26 protein-coding genes are annotated in these 24,341 nt (G+C 73.3%); 15 read left to right on the forward strand and 11 right to left on the reverse strand.

Translation table 11 applies throughout. The features are described 5' to 3' along the window. Positions 1-73 precede the first annotated feature (73 nt). The 5 genes from ABIB53_RS14860 to ABIB53_RS14880 all read left to right on the forward strand — a co-directional run bounded on the left by ABIB53_RS14860 (position 74) and on the right by ABIB53_RS14880 (position 4,966). Positions 74-1,123, forward strand: a complete 1,050-nt coding sequence (locus ABIB53_RS14860; protein WP_123092567.1) for a CPBP family intramembrane glutamic endopeptidase — start codon at positions 74-76, stop codon at positions 1,121-1,123. A gap of 10 nt (positions 1,124-1,133) precedes the next feature. After that, entirely contained in the window at positions 1,134-1,559 is a 426-nt protein-coding gene (locus ABIB53_RS14865) for a hypothetical protein (protein ID WP_163562458.1), read from the forward strand. Between the two features lie 80 nt (positions 1,560-1,639). Then, positions 1,640-3,082 (forward strand): FAD-binding oxidoreductase, encoded by a 1,443-nt coding sequence (locus tag ABIB53_RS14870; protein ID WP_354588740.1) that lies wholly within the window; start codon positions 1,640-1,642, stop codon positions 3,080-3,082. Between the two features lie 19 nt (positions 3,083-3,101). Further along, on the forward strand, positions 3,102-4,022 hold the full coding sequence (locus ABIB53_RS14875) for an ROK family protein (RefSeq protein ID WP_354588741.1): 921 nt from the start codon (positions 3,102-3,104) through the stop codon (positions 4,020-4,022). Then, the gene (locus ABIB53_RS14880) at positions 4,019-4,966 is read left to right on the forward strand and encodes a 1-phosphofructokinase family hexose kinase (protein ID WP_354588742.1); all 948 of its coding nucleotides are present in this window, start codon (positions 4,019-4,021) and stop codon (positions 4,964-4,966) included. Before ABIB53_RS14875 ends, ABIB53_RS14880 begins: the two co-directional genes overlap by 4 nt. A gap of 369 nt (positions 4,967-5,335) precedes the next feature. On the opposite strand, the gene ABIB53_RS14885 is transcribed toward ABIB53_RS14880, so the two are convergent. Together ABIB53_RS14885 and ABIB53_RS14890 are read right to left on the reverse strand one after the other, a co-directional pair. Next, positions 5,336-6,172: a class II fructose-bisphosphate aldolase gene (locus ABIB53_RS14885; protein WP_354588743.1), complete on the reverse strand. Its 837-nt coding sequence runs from the start codon at positions 6,170-6,172 to the stop codon at positions 5,336-5,338. An 8-nt stretch (positions 6,173-6,180) separates the two neighbouring features. After that, the gene (locus ABIB53_RS14890; RefSeq protein ID WP_354588744.1) at positions 6,181-7,086 is read right to left on the reverse strand and encodes an SIS domain-containing protein; all 906 of its coding nucleotides are present in this window, start codon (positions 7,084-7,086) and stop codon (positions 6,181-6,183) included. 112 nt (positions 7,087-7,198) lie between these two features. On the opposite strand from ABIB53_RS14890, the gene ABIB53_RS14895 reads away from it, so the two are divergent. From ABIB53_RS14895 to ABIB53_RS14915, 5 genes are all read left to right on the forward strand, one after another. Beyond that, positions 7,199-8,077 carry a DeoR/GlpR family DNA-binding transcription regulator gene (locus ABIB53_RS14895; RefSeq protein WP_354588745.1) on the forward strand — a complete coding sequence of 293 codons (879 nt, stop codon included), beginning with the start codon at positions 7,199-7,201 and terminating at the stop codon, positions 8,075-8,077. Positions 8,078-8,257: 180 nt separating this feature from the next. Continuing rightward, positions 8,258-9,517, forward strand: coding sequence for an extracellular solute-binding protein (locus ABIB53_RS14900; protein ID WP_224766997.1), 1,260 nt, complete (start codon positions 8,258-8,260; stop codon positions 9,515-9,517). Then, positions 9,514-10,431: a carbohydrate ABC transporter permease gene (locus ABIB53_RS14905; RefSeq protein WP_123092560.1), complete on the forward strand. Its 918-nt coding sequence runs from the start codon at positions 9,514-9,516 to the stop codon at positions 10,429-10,431. Before ABIB53_RS14900 ends, ABIB53_RS14905 begins: the two co-directional genes overlap by 4 nt. Then, a complete protein-coding gene (locus tag ABIB53_RS14910) occupies positions 10,428-11,264 on the forward strand; it encodes a carbohydrate ABC transporter permease (RefSeq protein WP_123092559.1) in 837 nt (278 codons plus the stop codon). Before ABIB53_RS14905 ends, ABIB53_RS14910 begins: the two co-directional genes overlap by 4 nt. After that, positions 11,261-12,205 carry an N-acetylglucosamine-6-phosphate deacetylase gene (locus ABIB53_RS14915; RefSeq protein ID WP_354588746.1) on the forward strand — a complete coding sequence of 315 codons (945 nt, stop codon included), beginning with the start codon at positions 11,261-11,263 and terminating at the stop codon, positions 12,203-12,205. Before ABIB53_RS14910 ends, ABIB53_RS14915 begins: the two co-directional genes overlap by 4 nt. A gap of 29 nt (positions 12,206-12,234) precedes the next feature. Here the strand turns inward: ABIB53_RS14915 and ABIB53_RS14920 are convergent, their stop codons facing one another. The 6 genes from ABIB53_RS14920 to ABIB53_RS14945 are packed head-to-tail and all read right to left on the reverse strand — an operon-like array spanning position 12,235 to position 16,524. Next, complete coding sequence (locus tag ABIB53_RS14920; protein WP_354588747.1) at positions 12,235-12,924, reverse strand: hypothetical protein; 690 nt, start codon at positions 12,922-12,924, stop codon at positions 12,235-12,237. After that, complete coding sequence (locus ABIB53_RS14925; RefSeq protein ID WP_354588748.1) at positions 12,921-13,655, reverse strand: hypothetical protein; 735 nt, start codon at positions 13,653-13,655, stop codon at positions 12,921-12,923. Before ABIB53_RS14925 ends, ABIB53_RS14920 begins: the two co-directional genes overlap by 4 nt. Beyond that, positions 13,652-14,353 carry a hypothetical protein gene (locus tag ABIB53_RS14930; RefSeq protein ID WP_354588749.1) on the reverse strand — a complete coding sequence of 234 codons (702 nt, stop codon included), beginning with the start codon at positions 14,351-14,353 and terminating at the stop codon, positions 13,652-13,654. Before ABIB53_RS14930 ends, ABIB53_RS14925 begins: the two co-directional genes overlap by 4 nt. Position 14,354: 1 nt before the next feature. Beyond that, entirely contained in the window at positions 14,355-15,077 is a 723-nt protein-coding gene (locus tag ABIB53_RS14935; protein ID WP_354588750.1) for a hypothetical protein, read from the reverse strand. Then, positions 15,077-15,799 carry a hypothetical protein gene (locus ABIB53_RS14940; protein WP_191564577.1) on the reverse strand — a complete coding sequence of 241 codons (723 nt, stop codon included), beginning with the start codon at positions 15,797-15,799 and terminating at the stop codon, positions 15,077-15,079. Before ABIB53_RS14940 ends, ABIB53_RS14935 begins: the two co-directional genes overlap by 1 nt. Beyond that, positions 15,796-16,524, reverse strand: coding sequence for a hypothetical protein (locus tag ABIB53_RS14945; RefSeq protein WP_354588751.1), 729 nt, complete (start codon positions 16,522-16,524; stop codon positions 15,796-15,798). The genes ABIB53_RS14940 and ABIB53_RS14945 overlap by 4 nt, the downstream gene beginning before the upstream one ends. A 92-nt stretch (positions 16,525-16,616) precedes the next feature. Here ABIB53_RS14945 and ABIB53_RS14950 point away from each other — a divergent pair, with 92 nt between their 5' ends. After that, complete coding sequence (locus tag ABIB53_RS14950; RefSeq protein ID WP_354588752.1) at positions 16,617-17,453, forward strand: hypothetical protein; 837 nt, start codon at positions 16,617-16,619, stop codon at positions 17,451-17,453. 31 nt (positions 17,454-17,484) lie between these two features. Here the strand turns inward: ABIB53_RS14950 and ABIB53_RS14955 are convergent, their stop codons facing one another. Next, positions 17,485-17,694, reverse strand: coding sequence for a hypervirulence associated TUDOR domain-containing protein (locus ABIB53_RS14955; RefSeq protein WP_123092550.1), 210 nt, complete (start codon positions 17,692-17,694; stop codon positions 17,485-17,487). Positions 17,695-17,769: 75 nt separating this feature from the next. Beyond that, on the reverse strand, positions 17,770-18,987 hold the full coding sequence (locus ABIB53_RS14960; protein ID WP_354588753.1) for a trypsin-like serine protease: 1,218 nt from the start codon (positions 18,985-18,987) through the stop codon (positions 17,770-17,772). A gap of 314 nt (positions 18,988-19,301) precedes the next feature. Here ABIB53_RS14960 and ahpC point away from each other — a divergent pair, with 314 nt between their 5' ends. The 3 genes from ahpC (at position 19,302) to ABIB53_RS14975 (ending at position 22,148) form a co-directional block, all read left to right on the forward strand. Next, positions 19,302-19,865, forward strand: a complete 564-nt coding sequence (gene ahpC, locus ABIB53_RS14965; protein WP_068271642.1) for an alkyl hydroperoxide reductase subunit C — start codon at positions 19,302-19,304, stop codon at positions 19,863-19,865. Positions 19,866-19,990: 125 nt separating this feature from the next. Beyond that, positions 19,991-21,670 carry an alkyl hydroperoxide reductase subunit F gene (gene ahpF, locus ABIB53_RS14970; RefSeq protein ID WP_354588754.1) on the forward strand — a complete coding sequence of 560 codons (1,680 nt, stop codon included), beginning with the start codon at positions 19,991-19,993 and terminating at the stop codon, positions 21,668-21,670. A gap of 49 nt (positions 21,671-21,719) precedes the next feature. Further along, complete coding sequence (locus ABIB53_RS14975) at positions 21,720-22,148, forward strand: cupin domain-containing protein (RefSeq protein WP_068271649.1); 429 nt, start codon at positions 21,720-21,722, stop codon at positions 22,146-22,148. A gap of 79 nt (positions 22,149-22,227) precedes the next feature. On the opposite strand, the gene ABIB53_RS14980 is transcribed toward ABIB53_RS14975, so the two are convergent. Further along, entirely contained in the window at positions 22,228-23,415 is a 1,188-nt protein-coding gene (locus ABIB53_RS14980; RefSeq protein WP_251720526.1) for an amino acid aminotransferase, read from the reverse strand. Positions 23,416-23,501: 86 nt separating this feature from the next. Between ABIB53_RS14980 and ABIB53_RS14985 the strand changes: the two genes are divergently transcribed. Further along, on the forward strand, positions 23,502-24,314 hold the full coding sequence (locus ABIB53_RS14985; protein WP_354588755.1) for an alpha/beta fold hydrolase: 813 nt from the start codon (positions 23,502-23,504) through the stop codon (positions 24,312-24,314). Positions 24,315-24,341: the final 27 nt, after the last annotated feature.

Genomic DNA, 24,341 nt, shown 5'->3' on the forward strand with positions numbered 1-24,341 from the left:
CCACCCTAGGGTCGGGCCGACCCATCCCCTGGTCTGATGCCCACGCCCAGGTCGGCGGGGGAGGATCAGGGGCATGACGCAGCAGGCCTACCCGCAGATGCAGCCCGCACCGCAGTGGACCCCGCCCGCCCCGGCGCCCCCGGTGCTCGCCGACGGCGCCGAGTACCACCTCGCGCTCACCGGCCCGGGGCAGTCGTGGTGGCGGCCGGTCGTCGCGCTGCTCACCGTGCTCGCCGGCTTCCTCGCGATCACCATCGGCTTCGGGATCGTCCTCGTCATCGGGCTCGTCGTCATCTCAGGGGGCGACCTCGACGCCGTCCTGGCCGACGAGAGCGCGATGCTGCGGATGGACGACCCCTTCGTCTTCGCGACGCAGAACCTCATGCTCGCCGCGCTCATCCCGCTCGCCGGCCTGACGACGTGGCTCGTGCACCGGGTGCGCCCGGGCTTCCTGTCCTCGGTCGTCGGGCGCTTCCGGTGGGGCTGGGCGGGCTGGTGCGCCCTGCTCCTCGTGCCCCTGTGGGGCGGGTACGTCGTCCTCGTCAGCGCCGTGCTGCCGACGAGCGCGGCCGGCGGCGGGCTCGGCGACGCCGCGCAGCGGCCCGAGCACTGGGTCCTCCTGCTCGTCCTCATGCTCCTCACGACGCCGCTGCAGAGCGCGGGCGAGGAGTACCTCTTCCGCGGCTGGATCATGCAGCAGATGGGCGCCGCCTTCCGCCACCGCTGGGCCGCCCTCGTCGCGTCGGTCCTCGTCTCCTCGGCGCTCTTCGCCCTCGCCCACGGCTCGCTCGACGTGTGGGTGCTCCTCGACCTCATGGGCATGGCGACGGGCATGGTCATCCTCACCTGGCGCACCGGCGGCCTCGAGGCGGCCGTCGTGCTCCACGCGGTGAACAACCTCTTCGCCATCGGCTACGCGATCCTCTTCGGCGACCTCGCCGCGAGCTTCATCGACACGAGCACGACGAGCACGTGGGCCGCGACGCTCGTGTCGTGGGTCGCCGTCGCCGTCGCGACGACCGCGCTGCTCCTGCTCGCCCGGCGCCTCGGCGTGCAGCGCACCGTCGTGCCGCGCCCGACCGCGCCGGCCCCGGTGGCTCCGCCCCAGCCGGCCTGGCGCTGAGGGCGCTGTCATGAGCCGTCGCCACGACCGGCCGACCTTCGCCGAGATGGTCCGCCAGCCCACGTGGAGCGAGCAGGAGGCCTCGACGACCGGGAGGCACGCCGTGCGCCCCGGCACGTACAACCGGGCCGGCGAGCTCTTCGACCCCGAGGGGGCGCCTCTGCGGAAGGTGCGCGACGACGTCACGGCCGACGACGCGCGCCGCCTCCTCGTGGAGGGTGCACGGCTCGTGCACGAGAGCTGCGGGTGCGGGGGCCACGGCGGGTGCCCGCCGCGCTGGTTCGAGGCGACGGAGGTCTCCGCCGTGCTCGCCGACGAGCGGGCCGCCTGGGTCCACGACGAGGACGAGGGCGGCTGGGCTGACGTGTGGGCCGGCGCCGCCGGCGAGGTCGTCTACGCGCACGGCGAGATCGCCTGGCTGCCCGAGCAGGGCTGAGCCTCGCGCCGTCGCGGCTGCGGCGGGACCGCTCGGCGCGCCGGCACAACCGACACGCGCGCTGCGGCGTCTGAGGGGGCATGAGCCAGCAGCGCGGCACCGGCGCCGCTCCCACCCGCCGGACGGTCCTGGCCGGGGCGCTCGCAGCGACCTCGACCCTCGCGACGACCGGGGCGGTCGCCGCCCCCTTCGTGCGTCGCACCACGCGCACCACCGCCGCCGACTGGGAGGCCCTCGACCGGGCGATCAGCGGTGACGTCCTCACCCCGGGCGACAGCGCGTACTCGAGCGCCCGCAGGCTCTTCAACCCCCGATGGGACGGCGTGAGCCCGGCCGCGGTCGTGCGGGTGCGCAGCACCGCCGACGTCAGCGAGGCGGTCGACTTCGCCCGCGCCCGCGGCGTGCGTGCGGTCGTCCGGGGCGGCGGCCACTCCTACGTCGGTGCGTCGACCCGCACCGACGCCATGGTCCTCGACCTGCGCGCGCTCGACTCGGTCTCGCTGTCGGGCACGACGACGAGCGTCGGGGGAGGGGCGACCCTCTACCCGGTGAAGTCCGCGCTCGCCGCCCGCGGTCGCTCGATCCCCACGGGCAGCTGTCCCACCGTCGGCGCCGGCGGGCTGACCCTCGGCGGCGGGCTGGGCGTGGACTCGCGCGCGCACGGCCTGACGAGCGACGCCGTCGTCGGTGCCACGGTGGTCACCCGCGACGGGTCGGTGCACCGGGTCGACGCGACGAACGGCAGCTCCCTCTTCTGGGCGCTGCGCGGCGGCGGGACCGGCCTGGGCGTCGTCACGGTGTGGCGCTACCGGACCCACGCGACCCGGCGCACCGGCTTCTTCTTCCTCACCTTCCCCACCTCGGCCGCGGTGCGCGTCCTCACCGGGTGGTCCCGGTGGCAGGCCGCGGCGCCCCGGTCGGTCTGGGGGAGCGCCCACGTCGAGGCGATGGGCTCGAAGGGGGTCCGCGTCCGGGTCGTCGGGGTGTGCGCCGCGGGTCAGGAAGCGGCCCAGGCCGAGGCGCTCGTGCGCGCCGTCGGGGTCTCGCCGACGTCGCGGTCGACGCGCAGCACCGACTACCTCGACGGGGTGCGGCTGCTCGGGGGCGGGACGACCTCGGCGCGCGAGAGCTTCTACGCCGGGTCGGACGTGCTGCGGGTGATGACGACGGGCACGGCCGAGGCCGTCGTCGGGGTGATGGCTCGGCGGGCACGTAGCGGCGGCACGGGAGCGGCGATCCTCGACCCGCTCGACGGCCGGGTGCAGGACCTCGAGCGCGACGACACCGCCTTCCCGTGGCGCGCCCACACGGCGACGGTGCAGTGGTACCTCGGGCTGTCGTCGAGCTCCGCGACGGCGTGGTCGGCGGCCGCCGACGTCGTCGACGCGGCCCACTCGGCCCTGGGGTCGCGCTCCTCCGGCGGGTACGTCAACTACCTCGAGCGATCCCGTCCGCTGCGCGACTACCTGGCCGGCAACACCGACCGCGTGGCCTACCTCCGCACGAGGTACGGGGTCCGCTGAGCCCACCTACGATGAGCGCGTGACCGACCCCATCGACCGCAGCGCCGTCGTCGGGGTCGACGTCGGCGGCACCCGCATCAAGTCCGTGCTCGTCGACGGCGACGGCGAGGTGCTCGCCGCGAAGGTCGTCCCCACGCCGAGCCGTCCGGGTCCCGAGCTCGGCCGCGTCGCCGCCGGTCTGCGCCGCGACCTCGAGGACGAGGCCGGGGTGCCCGCGGGCGCGCTCGCGGTCGTCGTGCCGGGCCTGGTCGAGGAGGTCGTCGGCATCGCCCGGTGGTCGGCGAACCTCGGCTGGAGCGACCTGCCCCTCACCCAGCTGCTCGCCGAGCACCTCGACGTACCGGTGACGAGCGGCCACGACGTGCGCGCTGGCCTGCTCGCGGAGCACCGCCTGGGGGCCGCGCGCGGTGTGGACGACGTCGTCTTCCTCCCCCTGGGCACCGGCATCGCCGCGGCCCAGATGACGGGCGGTCAGGTCGTCGCCGGGTCGCCGTGGACCGGCGAGGTCGGTCACGTCGTCGTGCGCCCGGGCGGGCCGGTGTGCGGCTGCGGGGCGGAGGGGTGCCTCGAGGCCGTCGCGAGCGCGGCGGCGCTCGGTCGCGCGTGGAGCGCCGCGAGCGGTGAGGAGCGCGACTCCGAGCACCTCGCCGGTGCGGTCGCCCAGGGCGACCCGGCTGCGGTGCACATCTGGCAGCGGGCCGTCGAGGACCTCGCGCTCGTGCTCGCACCCGTGATCTCCGCGGCAGGCACCCGTCTGCTGCTCGTCGGCGGCGGTCTCGTGCTCTCCGGCGACCTGCTGCTCGACCCCCTTCGCTCCGCGCTCGCCGCTCGCCTGCCCGGGCGGACCGACCTCGAGGTCGCCCCCGCCGCCCTGGGTGACCGCGCCGGGGCGCTCGGTGCCGCGTGCCTGGCCGCCGACCTCGTGAGGAGCGCCCCATGATCGTCACCGTCACGCCCAACCCCGCGCTCGACGTCACCGGCCACGTCGGCCGGGTCGTCGCCGGCGAGAGCCACCGCCTCACCCGCGTCACCGCCCGCGCAGGGGGCAAGGGGGTCAACGTCGCCGCGGTCGCCTCCGCGCTCGGCGTGCCCGCGACCGCCATCCTCGCGGTCGGTCCGGAGAGCGCCGCGACCTTCGAGGCCGATCTCGCCCGTCGAGGGGTGCCCGCCGTGCTCGTCCCCAGCCCGGTGCCGACGCGACGGTCGGTCGCAGCCGTCGACTCCGACGGCGAGGCGACGGTGCTCAACGAGGAGGGCGAGGCGCCGCCGTCGCAGACGTGGGACGCGCTCGTCGAGGCGCTCGCGCGGGCGTGCGACGGGGCCGACGCGCTCGTCGTCTCGGGGTCCGTCGCGCCCGGGTCGCCCGACGGGGTCGTCACCCGGCTGCTGCGGATCGGCGCCGGCGCGGGCTGCGCGCTCGTCGCCGACGCCCGGGGCGAGGACCTGCTGGTGGCGCTGGAGACCGCGCGGCGAGAGGGCTGGCGGCTGCTCGCCAAGCCCAACCTCTCCGAGGCCCGCGAGAGCCTCGGCGACGACGCGCTCGACGCGGGGGCGTGCGCGGCCGCCCTGCTCGACCTCGGCGCGTGGTGCGCGGTCGTCTCCGACGGCGCACGGGGCCTCGTCCTCGCGGTCCGCGACGGGGACGGTGTCGCCAGCTGGTCCGCCCGTCTGCCCGAGCCGGTCCGGGGCAACCCCACGGGCGCGGGCGACGCGCTCACCGCCGCGCTCGCCGCCCACCTCGGCCCGCGGGAGCCGGACTGGGAGCGGGCCCTGCGCGCCGGCGTCGCCTGGTCCGCCGCCGCCGTGCTGCGCCCGGTCGCCGGCGAGGTCGACCCCGCCGACGTCGCCCGTCTCGAGACACAGGTCGAGATCACGCGTCTCTGAGGGGCTCGCGCGCCGCCCCCTTCGCCCCTCGACCTGCCACCCTCCCCGCTGAGCACCGCTCCTGGTCCGTGAGGCCCGCTCTTCGCGGGCCGGCGAGGACCGGGGCTCGCGGACTGCGAGCGGGGTTCGGCGAAGGGGAGGCGTCTGCGGGTGGGGTGGTGGCGGCGGTCCCGAGGCTCAGGCCCGACGGCGTCCGTACCTCGACCACCGAGGGGGCTCGCCCCCTTCGCGCCTCGATCTGCCACCCTCGCCCGCTGAGCACCGCTCCTGGTCCGTGAGGGCCGCTCTTCGCGGGCCGGCGATGACCGGGGCTCGCGGACTGCGAGCGGGGGTCGGCGAAGGGGGAGGGCCAGGGGCGAAGGGGGAGGGTCAGGGGCGCAGGGCGAGGAGGCGCAGGAGGCGCTCGGCCTCGGCGGCCACCGCGTCGCGGCCGGCGCCGAGGTAGGCGCGGGTGTCGACGGTCGGGCGGTCGGCGAGACGTGCCGACATCGCCTGCGTGAAGACGGAGTTGAGGTGCGTCGCGATGTTGATCTTCGTCATCCCCGCCCGGACCGCGCCGACGAGACCGTCGTCGGGGACCCCGCTCGAGCCGTGGAGGACGAGCGGCACGGGCACCTGGGCGGCGATCGCGGCCACGAGGTCCTCGTCGAGACGCGCGGTGCGCTCGGTCATCGCGTGCGAGCTGCCGACGGCCACGGCGAGGGCGTCGACGCCGGTGTCCTCGACGAAGCGGGCGGCATCGGCGGGGTCGGTGCGGGCCCCCGGGGCGTGCACGCCGTCCTTGCCGCCGACCTCGCCGAGCTCGGCCTCGAGGCTGGCACCCGCCGCAGCGCACCAGCCGGCCACCTGGCGGGTGGTCTCGCGGTTGGCCTCGTCGGGCAGGGTCGAGCCGTCGTACATCACCGAGGTGATGCCGAGGTCGAGCGCCTCACGGACGAGCTCGACGGAGACGGCGTGGTCGAGGTGGACCACGACGGGCTGGGCGCAGTCCTCGGCGATCGCGAGCGTCGCGAGCGCGATCGGGCGCAACGACCCGTGGTAGCGCACGCAGTTCTCGCTGATCTGCATGACGACCGGCAGACCCGCGGCCTCGGCGGCCGTCGCGTACGCCTCGGCGTGCTCGAGCTGGATGACGTTGAAGGCCGCGACGCCGGTCCCGCCCTCGCGGGCCGGACGCAGGACGGAGGCGAGGTCGACGGCACCCATCGCGGTGGTCAGCTCGCGTCGAGGACGATGGAGCGGGTGAGGTGGCGCGGCTGGTCGGGGTCGACACCCAGGGCCTCGGCGCGCGCCATGCACAGCCGGTGCACGCGCACGAGCTCGGCCATGGGGTCGAGGTCGCGGTGCTCGACGTGCGCGCCGGTCGCCGCGACCTGCTCGGCCAGGCCCTGCGGCAGGTCGCCGATGCCCCAGACGGCGCGGCCGCCCGTCGCGATGCTGATCGGGCCGTGGCGGTACTCCATGGCCGGGTAGGACTCGGCCCAGAACTGCGCGGACTCGCGCAGCTTCAGGGCTGCCTCGTGGGCCAGGCCGACCGTCCAGCCCTGCCCGAGGAAGGTCACCTGCTCCGCGGTGAGCAGCGGGCCGAGGTCGGTGACGTCCTGGGCGAGCACCTGGCGGGCGTCGGAGACGGCGCGGGAGAGGTCGTCGCCGAGGCTCGCGCGCAGCAGGGCGAGGGTCGAGGTGGCGAAGCGGGTCTGCACGACGGACTGCTCGTCGACGTCGGTCATGGAGATCGTCGACTCCGAGCGCTCGAAGACGGGCGTGCCCGGCGTCGCGACGAGGCTGACGTGGGGGGTGCCGGCGGCGCGCAGCTGCTCGACGACCTCGGCCACCTCGGTCGTCGTGCCCGAGCGGCAGATGACGACGACCCGGTCGTAGCCGCGGTCGAGACGGTGCTCGCTGGCCGCCCACGCGTCGGTGAGGCCCTGCCCGAGCTCCTCGCGCCGGGCGGCGTAGGCCTGGCCCATGAACCACGACGTGCCGCACCCGATCGTCGCGACGCGCTCGCCCGGACGGGGGAGGAGGTCGGCCACCTCCGGCAGGCGGGCGGCGGTCCGCTCCCAGTCCTGCGGCTGCCCCTCGACCTCGCGGGCCAGGTGGGTACGGGGATCGGTCATGGTGCAGCTCCTGAGGCGTCGGTCGGCGCGATCCAGCGTGCTGATCGCTGATGCTCAATTGTCAGCCTAACCGCGCACAACCGCGCACGTCCACTGCCGCTACCATCTGACCATGGCAGACGACGCAGTGCCGCGCCACCGTCCGGGCCCCGGCGCCGGCACCGCCCTGCCCGACGCGCCCTCGGCCACGCCTGCGGCCACCCGCTCCGGGCGCTGGTCGGCGATGCTCGACCTGCTCGCGACGACCGGGCGCCTCGGGGTGAGCGAGACCGCCGAGCGGCTCGGGGTGAGCGAGGCGACGGTGCGCCGCGACTTCGCCGAGCTCGCCCGGCGTCAGCTCGTCACCCGCCAGCACGGCGGGGTCGTCGCCGCCTCGATCGCCTACGAGCTGCCCTACCGCTACCGCTCCAGCCAGGGCGACGAGTCCCTCGCCCGGATCGGGGCGAAGGTCGCCGAGCTCGTGCGGCCCGGCCAGGTCGTCGGCCTCAACGGCGGCACGACGACGACCGCGGTCGCCCGCGCCCTCGCCGCGCGCGAGGAGCTGCTCGCGGCCCCGGGCCTGAGCATCGTCACCAACGCCCTCAACATCGCCGCCGAGGCGGTGCTCCGCCAGCACATGCGGTGCGTGAGCCTGGGCGGGGTCGCCCGACCGGAGTCCTTCGAGACGACCGGGCCGATCGCGATGCAGGCGCTCGAGCAGCTGTGGCTCGACACGGCCGTCGTCGGGGTCACGGGCCTCACCGTGCGCGAGGGGGCGACCTGCGACCTCGAGGACGAGGCCGCCCTCATCCGCGGCATGATCGCCCGGGCCGGCGAGGTCGTCGTCGTCACCACCTCCGCCAAGCTCGGCACGCGCGGCTTCGCCTCGATCTGCGGCGCCGCCCAGATCACCCACCTCGTGACGACCCGCCCGGAGGGCGAGGGCGTCGCGGCCGCGGAGAAGCAGCTGCAGGCGATGACGGCGGTCGGTGTGCAGGTCCACATCGTGTGATCGACCGTGCGCGTTTCGTGACACGAGCACGCACGAACGTCCTTGCGCAGAGTGCATGCCAGGCCTAGGTTGTCCCCCATAGCGCGACCGGCGAGGCGAGCACCACGCCCGCTCTGCCGCCCGCAGCCTCTCACCTGAGGGCGGGTCCGGCACGTCGGCCGCCGTCGACAAGGGAGAGTCATGACGAAGAAGTCACTGGTCCTGGCGGCGCTGACCGCCGGCACGCTCGGACTGGCCGCCTGCGGCGGCGGCACCGGGGCGGGGAGCGCCGACGGCGGCGGCGGGGACGGCGAGAAGGCGACGTCGATCAAGCTCGTCGCGGCCGAGTACTCGAAGGACAACACGAAGGCGTTCTGGGACGACTTCGCCAAGAAGTACAAGGACGAGACCGGCTACGACCTCGAGGTCCAGATCATCAGCTGGGACAACATCGACCAGCAGTCCTCGACGATGATCCAGAACAACCAGGCGCCGGACATCCTCAACCTCAACGCGTACGCGAGCTACGCGAAGGACGACCTGCTCTACAGCGCCGACGAGGTGCTCAGCGACGAGGTCCAGGGCGACATCCTCGACACCTTCGTCAAGTACGGGACCTACGAGGACAAGTTCTACGGCTTCCCCGACCTCTCCAGCGCCCGCGCGCTCTTCTACAACAAGGACCTCTTCGACAAGGCCGGTATCGACGCCCCGCCGAAGACGTGGGACGAGCTCGCCGAGGACGCGAAGAAGGTCTCCGCCCTGGGCGACGGCACCGCGGGCTACGCCCTGCCGCTCGGCCCGGAGGAGAGCCAGGGCGAGTTCTCCATGTGGCTGTTCAACAACGGCGGCACGTGGAAGGACGACTCCGGCTGGACGATCAACTCCGACAAGAACGTCGAGACGCTGAGCTTCCTCAAGAAGATGACCGACGACAAGGTCACCCAGAACAACCCCGGCAAGACCAACCGCGCCGACGCCTTCGACCTCTTCGCCTCCGGCAAGGCCGGCATGGTCGTCGGCTTCAGCCCGCTCGCCGCCCAGCTCGACGAGGAGGACAAGGTCGACTACGAGGCCGCGCCCTTCCCGAGCAACGACGGCACGGACTCGAAGACCTTCGGCGTCACCGACTACCTCATGGCCTTCAAGAAGGACGGCAACGAGGACGCGGTGAAGAAGTTCTACGAGCTGTACTACCAGCCCGACCAGGTCAACACCTTCATCGAGAAGGAGGGCTTCCTGCCCGTGACCAAGTCCGGCGTCGAGGAGTTCGCCGACGACGAGGACCTCAAGGTCTACCTCGACACCCTGCCCAACGCGCAGCTCACCCCGACCGACGACCCGACGTGGGACAAGGTCAAGCTCGCGGTCCAGCAGAACCTCGGCGGCGCCGTGTCCGCCGACGGCGACCCGAAGGCCGTGCTCGACGAGCTCCAGAAGACCGCCGAGTCCCAGCAGTGACCACCCGAGGGCGGCGCCGTCGCCGGCAGGTCGGTCAGGTCAGCTCGGCGCAGGCCTGGCTCTGGCTGGCGCCGGCGACGGCGCTGATCCTCGGCATCGTGCTCTTCCCGGCGATCATGCTCGTGAGCGCCAGCCGCGGCGAGTACTCGATCACCGGTCTGCGCACCGGTGACGCCGGGTGGAGCAACTACACGAAGGTCCTCGACCACCCGGCCCTCGGCGTGGTGCTCAAGAACACCCTCGTCTGGGTCGTCGTCGTCGTCGCGCTGACGATCGTCATCTCGCTGGCGCTCGCGCAGCTGCTCGTCAAGGACTTCCCCGGGCGCCGCTTCGTGCGGTGGGCCGTCATCGTGCCGTGGGCGGCCTCGCTCGTCATCACCAGCCAGCTCTTCGTCCTGCTCTACGACTACAACTACGGGATGATCAACCACCTGCTGCGCTCGGTGGGGATCATCGACACCTCGATCGACTTCCTCGGCGACGACCGGCTCACGCTCGCGTCGATGATCGTCGTCGGCGTCTTCGTCTCGCTCCCCTTCACGATCTTCGTCTTCATCGCGGGCCTCAACGCGATCCCGGACGACGTCATGGAGGCCGCGACCGTCGACGGCGCGAGCCCGTGGCAGCGCTACCGCCATGTCACCCTGCCGCTGCTCAAGCCGGCGCTGCTCGTCGCGAGCGTGCTCAACGTCATCTACGTCTTCAACAGCTTCCCGATCGTCTACACGCTCAACGACCGCAACCCCGGGTACGCGCACGACACGACGATCACCTTCATGTACAAGCTCGCCTTCAAGAGCCAGGAGAAGGACGTGGGCATGTCCGCGGCCGCGGGCATCTTCAACGTCATCCTCATCCTCGTCGTCATCGCGATCTACATGAAGGTCGTCAGCTGGAAGGAGGAGACCCGATGAGCGTCCAGGCCACCACGCCGCGCCGTCGTCTCCCGCTCACCCTCGCGGGCGCCGCGGTCGCGATCGTCTTCCTCCTGCCCTACGTCGTCATGGTGCTCGACTCCTTGCGCACGAGCCGCGACGTCAAGACGACCCCGCCGAGCTTCCTGCCGCGGGTGTGGCAGTGGGACACCTACGCCCAGGTCCTCGGCGACGAGCGCTTCCGGGCGTGGCTGCAGACCAGCCTGGTCGTCGCGATCGGCTCGACGGTCCTCGTCGTCCTCGTCGCGGTGCCCGCGGCGTACATGACGGCCCGCTACCGCTTCCGCGGGCGGATGATCTTCCTCGTCGTCGTGCTCGTCACCCAGATGTTCAGCCCGACCGCGCTCGTCGTCGGCCTCTACCGCCAGTTCTTCGAGCTCAACATGGTCAACACCTACGGCGCGCTCATCCTCACCAACGCCGGCTTCAACCTCGCCTTCGCCGTGTGGATCCTCCACGGCTTCTTCTCCTCGATCCCGACCGAGGTCGAGGAGGCGGCGCTGCTCGACGGCGCGACCCGCATGCAGGTGCTGTGGCGCGTCATGCTCCCGCTCACCCGCCCGGGCCTGGTGACGGCGACGATCTTCACCTTCATCGCCGCGTGGAACGAGTACGTCGTGGCGCTCACCCTGATGATCGACGACGACAAGAAGCCGCTGACGGTCGGCATGCGCTCCTACATCACCGGCTACGAGCAGAACTGGGACCAGCTCTTCGCGGCCTCGGTCATCGCCGTCGTCCCGGTCGTCATCCTCTTCGCGATCATCGAGCGGCACCTCGTCGGCGGCCTCACCGCCGGCAGCGTGAAGTGAGACTGCACGACGACGTGCTCGACATCCATGTCCATGGCGCCGTCGGGGAGCCCTTCGGCGGCACCCTCGAGGGCACCCTCGCCGCCGCCGCGCACCACGGCGGCGGGGTCGTCGCGAGCCTCGTCTCGGGCACTCCCGACGAGATGGCCCGCCAGGTGGGGGTCGTCGCCGCGGCGATGACGAAGGGGGATCCCCGCAGCTCGGCGATCCGCGGGATCCACTGCGAGGGTCCCTTCCTGTCGACCGTGCGCCGCGGGGCGCACGACCCGCACGTGCTCCGCGACGCCGACCCGGCGCTCGTCGAGCGGCTCGTCGGGGTCGCCGCAGACGCCGGCGGCCCCGGCGCGATCAAGCACTGGACCTTCGCCCCCGAGCGCACGAGCGGGGGGCTCGCCCCCTTCGTCCGCACCCTCGTCGAGCACGGCGTCGTGCCGGCGGTCGGTCACACGGACGCCCCCGCCGCGCAGGTGCGCGCGGCGCTCGGGCTCGTCGCCGACACGCTCGGCGCACCCGGCCTCGTCACCCATCTCTTCAACGGCATGCCGGCCTTCCACCACCGCTCCGGCGGACCGGTGGCCGCCGCGATGTCCGCGGCGGCCGCCGGCGAGTGCGTCGTCGAGGTCATCGCCGACGGCGTGCACGTCGCGCCCGAGGTCGTGCGGATGGTCTTCGAGACCCTCGGGCCGGACCGGGTCGTGCTCGTCAGCGACGCGATGTCGGCGACGGGTCTGGGCGACGGCGACCACCTCCTCGGCACGCTGCCGGTGCGAGTGCGCGACGGCGTCGCGCGTCTCGTCGTCGAGGAGGGGGAGGGGTCGATCGCGGGCAGCACCTCGACCCTCGAGCGCTGCGTGCGCTGGGCGGTCGACGTCGCCGGGGTCGACGAGCAGGACGCGCGCACGAGCGCGACCCGCACCCCCGCGGCCGCGCTGCGCCTCTGAGCCGCAGCCTGGGCGGCCACGGCGCGGGCTCAGCCCACCCGGTCGAGCATCCCCTGAGCGACGTCATGGAGCAGCGCACCCGGGTCGTCGACGTCACCGCGGTGCACGACGACGAGCAGGGTGTGGCCCGAGCGCACGAGGAGACGCTGCTCGGGTCGTCCGCCGGTGGTCGTCGTCAGCCCGAGGGACTGGTCGCCGACCTCGTCGACCGGCAGACCGCTGACCGCCACGTCCGACGGTCCGTCGCCGAGGTCGACCGTGTGCGTGCTGCACGGGCCGACGACCTGGCCGGCCTGCTCGAGCACCGTCTGCGGGACGACCTCGTCGAAGGTCAGCAGCGAGACCTCGAGCCGTCGCTCACCACTGGTGAAGGCGGCCGCGCTCGCGACGCCCAGGTGGTCGACCCGCAGCCCTCGAGCCGCCTCGCCCCGCAGGTAGAGGTCGCGGCACTCCGGTGGCTCGGCGGCGAGCCGGCTCGTGTCGCGCACGTCGACCTCGCGCCAGCTGCCGGGCAGGTCCTGCACCTGGGGCAGCGCGACGCGCACCTGCTGGGCGGTGAGCTCGCGTTGCTGGGGGGAGAGCTCGGTCGTCGCGCTGCTCGTGCTCGACGTCGGGGCGGGGGTCGTCGACGGCGCCGCGCTGGGCTCCTCCTGGCCGGAGCACCCGGCGAGCGCGATGAGCACCAGCGCGGCGACGGCCACGCGCGATCGGTGGGTCACCGGGCCGCCTCGGGCACCGCGGCGATGACCTCCTGGGCCGTCGTGCGCAGCGGCGACAGGTCGGTGTCGGGGTCGGTGTGGGTGAGCGTGACGACGACGAGGGTGTTGCCGTCGCGCACCGCGAGCGTGTCGAGGTAGTACGTCTTCTGCTCGCCGCCGGCGGCGCTGGACTGCAGGCTCTTGCGGATCCCCAGGGACTGCTGGCCGACCGGCTCGACCTCCAGGGGCTCGGCCGAGATCCTCTCGTCGAGCTGGGCACCGGCCTGCTCGCCGTAGAAGGCGAAGGCCGAGCACTGCGGCAGCGCCTGCTCCGCCCGGTCGAGCAGCGCCGGGTCGAGCGGCTGCTCGTGGCTCTCGACGGTGATGCCGAGGACGCGCAGCGACTCCCCGGACCCCGTCGTCGCCCCCGCCTCGGCGCGCCCGCTCTGCATCGCCTTCGCGTCGCGGCGGGGCTGCCCGAGGAGGAGGACGTCGATGCACTCGGCCGGGTCGGTCTTGCGCCACCGGGTCGGGGTGTCGTCGACCTGGCTGCGGTCCCACCCGGGCAGCGGCGCGGGGATGGTCCGCGCCGACTGCTCGTCGTCGAGGACGTAGGGCTCGACCTGCCGAGGCGGGGGCGTCGTCGGCGAGGGTGAGTCCTCGCCGCCGACGAAGGGGAGGGACCCGCACCCGGCGAGCAGGAGCGAGGCGACGGCGATCGCGGCGGTGCCGCGCACGGCTCGGGTGGTCATGACGTCTCCTCGAGCGAGGTGAGGATCGAGCGGGCGCCCTGGCGCAGGGCCTCGGTGTCGGGCGTGCTCGGGTCGGTCGAGGACGCCGCGACGACGACGTAGGTGTGACCGACGGAGAAGCGCAGGGTGTCGATGTAGGAGTCGGGCCGGCCGGAGACGCCGGTGATGTGGTGGCGCACGGCGAAGGACCGGTCGCCGAAGGTCTCCATCGTCAGCGGCGTCGTCTCGTAGTCGGCGCCGTCGTAGGTCCACGTCGCGCAGCGCCCCAGCGCGGCGCCGGCCTCGTCGAAGGGCCCCGAGGGGAAGGGCTGCTCGAAGCTGCGCAGCTCGACGAAGGCGAGCTCGTCCCCCTTCGTGTAGTTCTCGCTCGTCCGTCCGGCGACGGAGCCCTGCGCCTCCTGCCACGCCGGTCCGCGCAGGATCATCGCGGCGCACTCGGGAGGCTCCACGTTCTCCACGTCGTCGATCTCGCCGATCGTCGCGTCCCCACGCGGTCCCCACCCCTGCCCGAGGTCCTCCGGGGCGGGCCGGGCGGCCTCGAGCTCACCGCGCGAGTACACCTGGTGCAGGCGGTCCTGCGGGGTGCTCGAGGACGCGGCGGAGGTTGTCGGCGCGCTCGTCGGGTCGTCGGAGGCGAAGGGGGAGCACCCCGTCGCCACGAGGGCGGCGGCGGTGACCACGAGCGCGCGACGAGGCATGTCAGGCCTGCGTGAGGTTGCGGTCGACGATGCCGGCCAGGGTGCTCGTCAGCCCGTCGACCCGCTCCGAGGAGGGTGCGACGTAGTAGACGACGGTGACGAGGGTGTGGCCGCGCTTGAAGGCGAGGTAGTCCGCGACCCCGCCCTTGCTCGGCGCCTCGGTGCTGTCGGTGATGGAGAAGCGGGTCGAGTACGTGCGCTCACCGACCTGGGGCACGCCGAGGCCCTCGATGGTCACGGTGTCGACGACCTCGTCCTCGTCGTCGCCCTCGAAGGTCGTGAAGCGCTTCATCGGCGAGCACCGCCCGACGGCGCTGCCGGCCGCGGTGAAGAGCGAGTCGGGCACCTCGGTGTCGTAGCTGCGGATCGTCACGCTCGCGGAGCCGAACTTCGTCGCGTGGGTGTAGGAGCGCGTCACGTCGACGACCTCGCGCTCGTCGAGGGCCTTGCGCGCCGGGCCGGCGAAGTTGGCGTCGAGGCACCCGTCGGGCTCGGTGCGCTGCTCGGCCACCTCGGAGGCGGGTCGGCTGTCGATGGTGATCTCGGGCGGCAGGTCGCCGACGATGGGCAGCGCGAGCTCGGCCGCGGCCTCGTCGAGCTGACGGCCACCGGGGTCCTGCGTCGTGCTCGGCGCCTCGGGCTCGGGGGCGAAGGGGCCCACGCAGCCGCTCGCCGCGAGGACGAGCGCGGCGGTGCCCAGTGCCAGAGAGGCGCGACAGCTCATCAGAAGCCCGGCGAGACGCTCGAGGACTCCTGCGAGCCGCTCGCCTCGCGGGGGCCGTCGCGCAGGTTGGACTCGGTGGCCTTCGCCGCGGTCTCGAGACCGCCGGTGCGCACCGAGTCGCCGCCCTCGTGCGTCTCGATGACCTGGACGATCGCGGAACCGACGCTGAAGAAGACGCGCTCGACGACCTTGTCGGTGCCCTTCTCGCGCATCCGTACGCGGAAGGTGCGGTCGCCGTAGGTGGGACCGGTGGAGGCCTCGGCGAGGTAGGTCGTCGAGCCCCTCTCCGTCACCTGCTGGTACTCGCCGCACTGCTCGAGCGCGTCGCCCATCGAGGTGAAGACCTCGTCGGGCACCGCGGTGCGATAGCTCGTGATCTTCACGCCGATCCCGCCGTCGTCCTCGCCGGGCAGGAAGATGCGCCGGGCAGCACCCGTGCGCTCGGTGCGCAGGTCCTCGCCGACCCGGCCGGACAGGAGCATGTCGCTGCAGACCTTCGGCAGCGTCGTCAGCTCGTCGGCGGCGTCGGGGTCGCCGTCGGAGGCGACCCACTGGCCGGGCACCTGGCCCTCGCCGGGCAGGTAGCGCTGGACCTGCTCGTCGTCGAGCGAGGACAGGGTGGGCGTCGAGCTCGTCGGCTCCGGGGTGGGGGAGTCCTCGCCGCCGCAGGCGGTCGTGAGCAGGAGCAGGGCGGCGGTGGCCGCGACGACGGGTGTCCTCATGACGACATCCTCTTCAGGGTGGTCCGGGCGACGTCCCGCAGGAGCGGGCCGGGGTCGGATCGGTCACCGACGTAGTTGACGACGACATAGCTGTGGCCGGAGAGCACGGTGACCCGGTTGAGCGTCGAGCCGCTGCCGCTCACGGTGGCCAGCCCCATGCTGCGGTCGCCGACGGCGGGCACCTGCAGCCCGCGGGTCTCCTGGCTCTGGGTCTGGCCGTCGCTGTAGACGAGGTCGTAGGTCGAGCACCGGCCCATGGCGTCGCCGGCGACGGTGAGCAGCGAGACGGGCACCGGCTCGTCGAAGGAGTAGACGAAGACGGCGAGGTAGTCGGCGTCGGTCCCGTCGGTGACGTAGTCGTGCTTGGCCTCGGCGACGCGGTGCTCCTTCGCGAAGGCCTTGGCCTGCTCGCCCTGGAGGAAGAGGTCGCCGCAGCTCGTCGGGTCGTAGGAGATCGTGCTGGGCACGACGCGGTTGTCGACCCACCCGTCGCCGATCTCCTTCGCCGGCGGGAGGGCCTTGCGCACCTGGGCGGGGGTGAGCTCGCGCTGCTCGGGCTTGGTGATCTCGGGCTGGATATCGGCGGCGGAGGAGGTCGCGGGCGGCGGTGCCGCGCTCGTCGTCGAGCTCGACGACGAGCCGCCCCCGGGCATGCAGGCGGACACGGACAGGACGGCTGCCGCGCTCACCCCTGCCCGCACGAGACCCCGTGCCGTTGCGCTCATCGCGGCCCACGATACGTGGCTCCGGGCGACGGGGGCCGGGCGCGTGCCTATCCTGCGGGGAGGACGAGACGACGAAGGGGGGACGAGCCCGTATGCGCGAGCGCACCACGACGTGGGACCGACGCTCCCTCCTGCTCGCCGGCGCGCTCGCGCCGCTCGCCGCGTGCGCGGGCGAGCCGGAGCCGCTGCAGCGCTCCGGCAGCGCGTCCACCCCCACGCCGTCGGGCCCCGGGTCGGCGTCGTCGGGCAGTTCGACGCCGAGCCCCAGGTCGAGCTCCTCGGCGTCCACGGCCGCCTCGGGCCGGCTCGAGCGGGTGGACCTGCCGGCGCTGGACGACCTCGCCGGCCGGTGGGCCGCCTACGCCGCGGTCTGGGTCGGGGGCGAGTTCTCCTCCGACGGGGGCCCGTCGGCGGACGACGGCGACTGGCTCTACGAGGACATGTTCGGGCAGTGGGGCTTCCTCACCCGCTTCGCCGACGGACGGGCGGTGATGGTCGGCTCGGCCCAGCCGGAGCGGGTGCGGCCCGCGGCGGAGGAGCGCGAGGCCCGCGCCGCGATGCTCGCCGGCGCCCCGTCGTGGTGGGCCGTCGGGCTGCAGCCGATCGACCCCGCGACGGCGGTCCACTACGTCTGCGGGTTCGAGGCCGGCCGGTGGCGTCAGGTCGCGGGGGCCTCCGAGCGCGCGAGCGGCATCACCTCGCTCAACTTCGTCCTGCGCACCGAGCGCCAGGTCGTCGACGAGATGGTCCTCATGGCCAACACCGGCGTCGCCGACCGCCCGGCCACCGCGAAGTCCGCTGCCCGCGCGCTCGTGCGCTCCGGCAGCAAGGCCACCGCCGCCCAGGTCGCCGCCGTGGGGTCCGACATCCGCGACGCGAAGGCCGGCGCTGCCGCTGCCGCCCTCTTCGCCGCCCCCGGCCGCCACTAGCTCCCGCCCCCGTCGGCTCACCCGGAGCGGGTCAGGACCTCTTCGTCAGCGCGCTGCCCTTGTGCGCCGCGGTGGCGCCGGTCTTCTCGGACTTCACGACGTAGGCCGGCTCGTCCGCGCTCGCGGTGAACTTCTGCCCGTCGTGCTGGAAGTCCTTCGTCTTCTTCTCCACGACGGTGCCGTGGGTGGTGCCCTGCGAGGTCTTCCAGCTGACCTCGTCGCCTGTCGAGTAGTCGCTCATGGGCTCATCGTGCCCATCGACGACGCCGAAGGGGGCGACCCGGGTACCCCCCGGTCCGCCCCCTTCGCGACGGCCTCACATCCGGTCGATGGTCACCCCGTAGTAGCTCGCCGCGTCGACGACGGGCTGGTAGAAGCTGTACGACCCGGCGCTGTAGCCGCGGTTGTAGCCGCAGTCCACCCCGACGGGGCCGCCGGAGGTCATGCCCTGGGCGAGGTTGCCGACGCCGATGTAGGCGCCGCCGGAGTCGCCGCCCTCGGTGCACACGCTGGCCTCGGCGAGGCCGGAGGTCACGGTGCCGCCGTAGTTGACGGTGCGGTTGTAGGCCTTGATCGTCCCGCAGGTCCAGCCGGTGGTGTTGCCCGCCTTGCAGATCTCGGTGCCGACGGCGTTCTTGCTCATGCCCTTGACGGCGTAGTAGCCCGAGTGCCCGCGGCTGTCGACCTGCGGCACACCGCGGTCCTCGGAGTCGATGTCCATGAGGCCCATGTCGACGCTGGAGGAGCCGGTGCGGAAGCGCGAGCTCGTGCCCTTGCCGATGTGGGTGCCGTTGGCGTCGTAGATGTCGGGCAGGCCCTCGACGCAGTGACCGGCCGTGAGCAGCACGTTGTTGCCGCTCGCGGTCTTGCCCGGGTAGCCCAGCGAGCAGTTCGTGCCCGGCACGAGATCCATGATCCGGCCGGGGTAGACGTCCGCCTGGGTCGACAGGGTGTCGCCCTGGGTGACGGTCACGCCGGGCGTCGCGGCCAGCTGACGGCGCACCGCAGCGCTCGCGCCGGGGGCCAGGCGCACCGAGACCGTGCCCGTCGTGACGTCCGAGCCGATGCTCGAGATCTCGTCCTTGGCCGAGCCGAGACCGCGCAGGATCGTCGCGGCGCGGGCGTCGAGCTCGCTCTGGCCGGCGGCCCGCGAGGGGACGAGCCCCGCCGTGCGGGCGGCCGAGGCGTCCGCGTCGGAGCCCACGACGACGACGAGCCGCTCGCCCTTGAAGTACGCGCCGTCGACGTCGACGCCCCGCTTCTCCAGCGCCCGCATCGCGGCCTGGCGCTCGTGCTTGGCGTCGAGGTAGGACTGCGCCCTCGCGCGGCTCACGCCGTCGCGCGACATGACGAAGTCGACGAGGACGTCCTTCTCGGCGCCGGGGGAGGGCGAGGTCGACGCGGCGGGGGCGTCGCTCGTCGTGGGGGCGGCCTGCGTCGTGGGCAGCGCGGTCAGACCCAGGGCCGCGGTGGCGGCGAGGGCGAGAGCGGCGCGGCCCAGCGGGCGGGGGGTGTGCGACAGGCGGATCGACATCGGTGGTTCTCCTGGTGTCGTGGCCGGGTCCCGGCCGGGAGCCGCGGACGAAGGGGGTGCCGCGGCGCCCCGAACTCTGGCGGCCCCCCGGGCCCGGCGGTAGTGCGCCTGACCCGATCCGTACCTGGCGGAACAGGTCTTGACCTGGGGCAGCACCTGCCGTGGTCTGACGGGGGTGTCCACGGGGTGGGCACCTGACCACCCCCTGACTTGCACCGCCCGAGACGAATCACCTATTCTGGAACCGTTCCAAAGAAGGAACGGATCCGGACAGGGTCCACCCCCTCACCCCCCATCGTCAGGAGCACATTCGCATGTCGCTGATCAACACCCAGGTCAAGCCCTTCGAGGCCACCGGCTACGTCAACGGTGAGTTCAAGGACTTCTCCAGCCAGGACATCGCTGGCAAGTGGGCGATCTTCTTCTTCTACCCGGCCGACTTCACCTTCGTGTGCCCGACCGAGCTCGGCGACCTCGCGGACTACTACGACGAGCTGAAGGGCCTCGGGGTCGAGGTCTTCTCGGTCTCCACCGACACGCACTTCACGCACAAGGCGTGGCACGAGACCTCCGAGACCATCGGCAAGATCGGCTACCCGATGCTCGGCGACCCGACCGGCCGCATCTCCCGCGGCTTCGAGATCCTCCGCGAGGACGAGGGCCTGGCCAACCGTGGCACCTTCCTCGTCGACCCGGACGGCGTCATCCAGTTCGCCGAGGTCACCGCCGAGGGCATCGGCCGCAACGCCTCCGAGCTCGTCCGCAAGGTCAAGGCCGCCCAGTACGTGCGCAACAACCCGGGCCAGGTCTGCCCCGCCAAGTGGGAGGAGGGTGCTGACACCCTCACCCCGGGCCTGGACCTCGTCGGCAAGATCTGATCCACCCCTCCTGACGCCGTGCCCCGGCCCGGGGACCACCCCTGAGGTCCCCGGGCCGTGGCCACGGCGCCGCTGCACCCCCCTTCGCACCACCCGCACCGCTACCGCTCGAGGAGTCCCCACCTATGGCGCTCGACGCCCCCCTGGCCACCCAGCTGAAGTCCCTGCTCGACAACCTCCGCGAGCCCGTTGAGCTCGTCGCCGCGTACGACGAGCGGCCCAAGTCGGGCGAGCTGCGCGAGCTCCTCACGCAGATCGCCGGGATGCACGACCTGCTCACCCTGCGCGAGGCCGAGGGCGACGAGATCGGCGAGCGCCGCCCCGCCTTCCGGATCCAGCGCGCCTCCGCGCCCGAGGTCGCGGTGACCTTCGCGGGCCTGCCGCTCGGCCACGAGTTCTCCTCGCTCGTCCTCGCGCTGCTGCAGGTCGGCGGCCACCCGGTCAAGGAGGACGAGGCCACTCTCGCCGCGGCCCGCGCCGTGCAGGGCGAGCACCACTTCGTGACGTACATGTCGCTCACCTGCCAGAACTGCCCGACGGTCGTCCAGGCGCTCAACGCCCTGGCCGTCCTCAACCCGGGCGTCTCCCACACGGTCGTCGAGGGCTCCCTCTTCCAGGACGAGGTCGAGCGCGAAGGGGTCATGGCCGTCCCGTCGATGCGTCTGGACGGCGAGAGCTTCGGCTCCGGCCGCATGGAGCTCTCCGAGATCCTCGCGACGCTCGACGACATCACCGGCGGCACCGGCTCGCTCGAGGCCGCCGCGGCGCTCTCCGAGCGCGAGCCCTACGACGTCCTCGTCCTCGGCGGCGGCCCCGCCGGCGCCTCGGCCGCGATCTACGCCGCCCGCAAGGGGATCCGCACCGGTCTCGTCGCCGACCGCTTCGGCGGGCAGGTCAACGACACGATGTCGATCGAGAACCTCGTGGGCACCCCGCGCACCGACGGCCCGACCCTCGCGGCCGACCTCGAGCGCCACGTCCACGAGTACGACGTCGACCTCGTCAAGGGCCAGACCGCGTCGGGCATCACCGAGGCCGGCGAGGACGGTCTCGTCACCGTCGACCTCGCCTCGGGCGCCGGCCTGCGCGCCCGCTCGGTGATCATCGCGACCGGTGCGCGCTGGCGCACCATGGACGTGCCGGGCGAGGACGAGTACCGCAACAAGGGCGTCACCTTCTGCCCGCACTGCGACGGCCCGCTCTTCAAGGGCAAGGACGTCGCGGTCATCGGCGGCGGCAACTCCGGCGTCGAGGCCGCGATCGACCTCGCCGGCGTCGTGCGCCACGTCACCGTCGTCGAGTACCTCGACGAGATGCGCGCCGACGAGGTGCTCCAGCGCAAGCTGCGCTCGCTGCCCAACGTCGACGTCGAGCTCGGCCGCCGGACCACCGAGGTCGCGGGCGACGGGGCGAAGGTCACCGGTCTCGTCCACGAGCCGCGGGATGGCGGCGACGCCGTGACGACCGCGGTCGACGGCGTCTTCGTCCAGATCGGTCTGCTCCCGAGCACCGAGTGGCTCATCGGCAGCGGCGTCGAGCTGAGCGAGCGCGGCGAGGTCGTCGTCGACGACCGCGGCGCGACGAGCCTGCCGGGCGTCTTCGCCGCCGGCGACGTCACGACGACCCCGTACAAGCAGATCGTCGTCGCCCTGGGCGACGGCTCGACGGCCGCGCTGTCGGCCTTCGACCACCTCATCCGCACGAGCGCCCCGGCGGGTGCGGACACGACGGCGGCGACGAAGGTCGCCGACGGCGACCCGGTGGATAGCGACCCGACCGACGTGCCCGACATCGCCCGCGTCTGAGCGACCCGGGCATCACCAGCACCCATCTCCACGACCGAGGAGGACCACCATGACCGTCTCGTCCGAGCCGACCGACCAGGGCCCCAAGCCCTTCGTCGTCAACATCGAGCGCGCCACGCTCGAGAACTCCAACTTCCGCACGACGCTGTGGACCGGCGCCAACCTCCAGCTCACGGTGATGTCGATCGCCCCCGGTGACGACATCGGGCTCGAGGTGCACGACGACCACGACCAGTTCCTGCGGGTCGAGTCCGGCGAGGGGCGCGTGCAGATGGGCCCCGCGCAGGACGACCTGTCCTTCGACCGTCAGGTGGGTGACGACGACGTCGTCCTCGTGCCCGCCGGGTCGTGGCACAACATCACCAACACCGGGGTCGAGCCGCTCCAGGTGTACTCGCTGTACGGCCCGCCCGACCACGTGCACGGCACCGTCCACGCGACGAAGGCCGACGAGGCCGCGGACCCGACCGAGCACTGAGCTCATCGAGCACTGAGGAGCACGAAGGGGGCGGACCCGCCACGGCGGGTCCGCCCCCTTCGTCATGCCCGGCGAGAGGTCACCACACGGCGGCGACCGCCTCGATGACCGTCGGCAGGTTGCGCTCGTCGAGCGCGGCGACGCAGATGCGGCCGGAGTCGAGACCGTAGACGCCGTGCTCCTCGCGCAGCGCGCGCATCTGCTCGGCGCTCAGACCCGTGTAGGAGAACATGCCGTTCTGCACGACGAAGTGCTCGACGTCGGCGCCCGGGATCGCCGCGGCGAGCCCGTCGCGCAGACGGGTGCGCATCGCCCGGATCCGCTCGCGCATGGAGCCGAGCTCGTCCTCCCAGGTCTGGCGCAGCTCGGCGTCCCCGAGCACGGTGCTCACGACGAGCGCGCCGTGGCTGGGCGGGTTCGAGTACGTCGTGCGGATGATGACCTTGAGCTGGCTCTGCACCCGGGCGGCCTCGTCGGCGTCGGAGCACACGACGCTCAGCGCGCCGACCCGCTCGCCGTAGAGGCTGAAGGACTTCGAGAAGGACGTGGCGACGAGCATCGCCACGCCGGTGCGCGCGAAGAGACGCACGGCCGCGCCGTCCTCCTCGATGCCGTGCGCGAAGCCCTGGTAGGCCATGTCGAGCAGCGGCACGAGCCCGCGCTCGACGACGACGTCGCGCACCTGCTCCCACTGCTGCGGGGTGAGGTCGTAGCCCGTGGGGTTGTGGCAGCAGGCGTGCAGCACGACGACGGTGCCGGCCTCGGCGGCGCGCAGCGCGTCGAGCATGCCGTCGACGTCGACCGAGCGGGTCTGCGCGTCGTAGTACGGGTAGCTGTCGACCGTGAGCCCGGCGCGGGTGAAGATCGCGCGGTGGTTCTCCCAGCTCGGGTCCGAGATGAGGACGCGGGCGTCGGGGGTGGTCTGGTGGACGAGGTCGGCGGCGATCTTCAGACCGCCGGTGCCACCCACGCCCTGGACGACGGCGACCCGCTCGTGCGCCAGCTCGTCGCCGAAGACGAGCCCGGCGACCGCGGAGCGGTAGGCCGGGAGGCCGTCGATCGGCAGGTAGGACCACGGGCGGGTGCCGTCGACGACGCGCTCGTCGGCCTGCTCGACGCAGCGCAGCAGCGGCACGCGGCCGTTCTCGTCGGTGTAGACCCCGACGCCGAGGTTGACCTTCGTCTCGCGCGGGTCGGCGACGAAGGCCTCGGTGAGGCCGATGATCGGGTCACGGGGGGCCAGGGGGAGATCAGTCAGGAGGCTCACGAGACGATCCTGACAGGGCCGCGCGGCTCGTGGGGATGTCGTCCGGATCACGGCACGTCGGGCTACCGGTCGGTAACGTCTCGGTCATGGCCACCATCGAGCACACCCGGCTGCGCGGCGACGGCGAGCCCGTCGTCCTCGTCCACGGCATCGGTCACCGGCGCGAGGCCTGGGGGCGGCTGCCCGCCCTGCTGCACGCGGCGGGGCACGACGTCGTCGTCGTGGACCTGCCCGGCTTCGGGCTGTCCGGCCCGCCGAGCGCCCCGGACGGCTGGTCGATGACCAGCACCGCCGAGCAGGTCGAGCGTCTCGCTGCCGAGCTCGGTCTCGAGCGCCCGCACGTCGTCGGCAACTCGCTCGGCGGTCTCGTGGCCCTCGAGCTGGCCGGACGCGGGTCGGTCCGCTCCGCCGTCGCGCTCGCCCCCGCGGGCTTCGCCTCTCGCCGCCACCTCGCCGTCGCCGCGTCGACCCTGCTCGCGCTCAAGGCCGGCTCGTACCTGCCGCAGCGGGTGCACCGAGCGGTGCACGGCTCGCCCCGGCTGCACGCGATCGCCTTCTGGCCGCTCTACACGCGCCCCGAGCACGTCGACCCCGAGGTCTCCCTCGGCGACACGCTCGCCCTGCGGACCGGGCGCGGCTTCTGGCCGCACCTGCTCGGGTCACGTCACCACCGCGTGCCCCGTGAGCTCGCCGTGCCGACGACCATCGCCTGGGGCGAGCGCGACCGCCTGCTCCTGCCCGCGCAGGCGCAGACCGCGCGCGAGCGGCTGCCGCAGGCCGAGCACGTCCTGCTCGCCGGGTGCGGGCACTGCCCCCAGGTCGACGACCCGGAGGCCGTGCTCGCCGTGGCGACCTCGACCTTCGCCCGGGCCACCGACCCGGCCCCGTCGACGAGCTGACGGGGCCCCCTTCGCGTCGTCGTCGCG

The organism is Janibacter sp. UYMM211 (assembly GCF_040547045.1).
In the GTDB taxonomy this organism is placed as follows: domain Bacteria; phylum Actinomycetota; class Actinomycetes; order Actinomycetales; family Dermatophilaceae; genus Marihabitans; species Marihabitans melonis.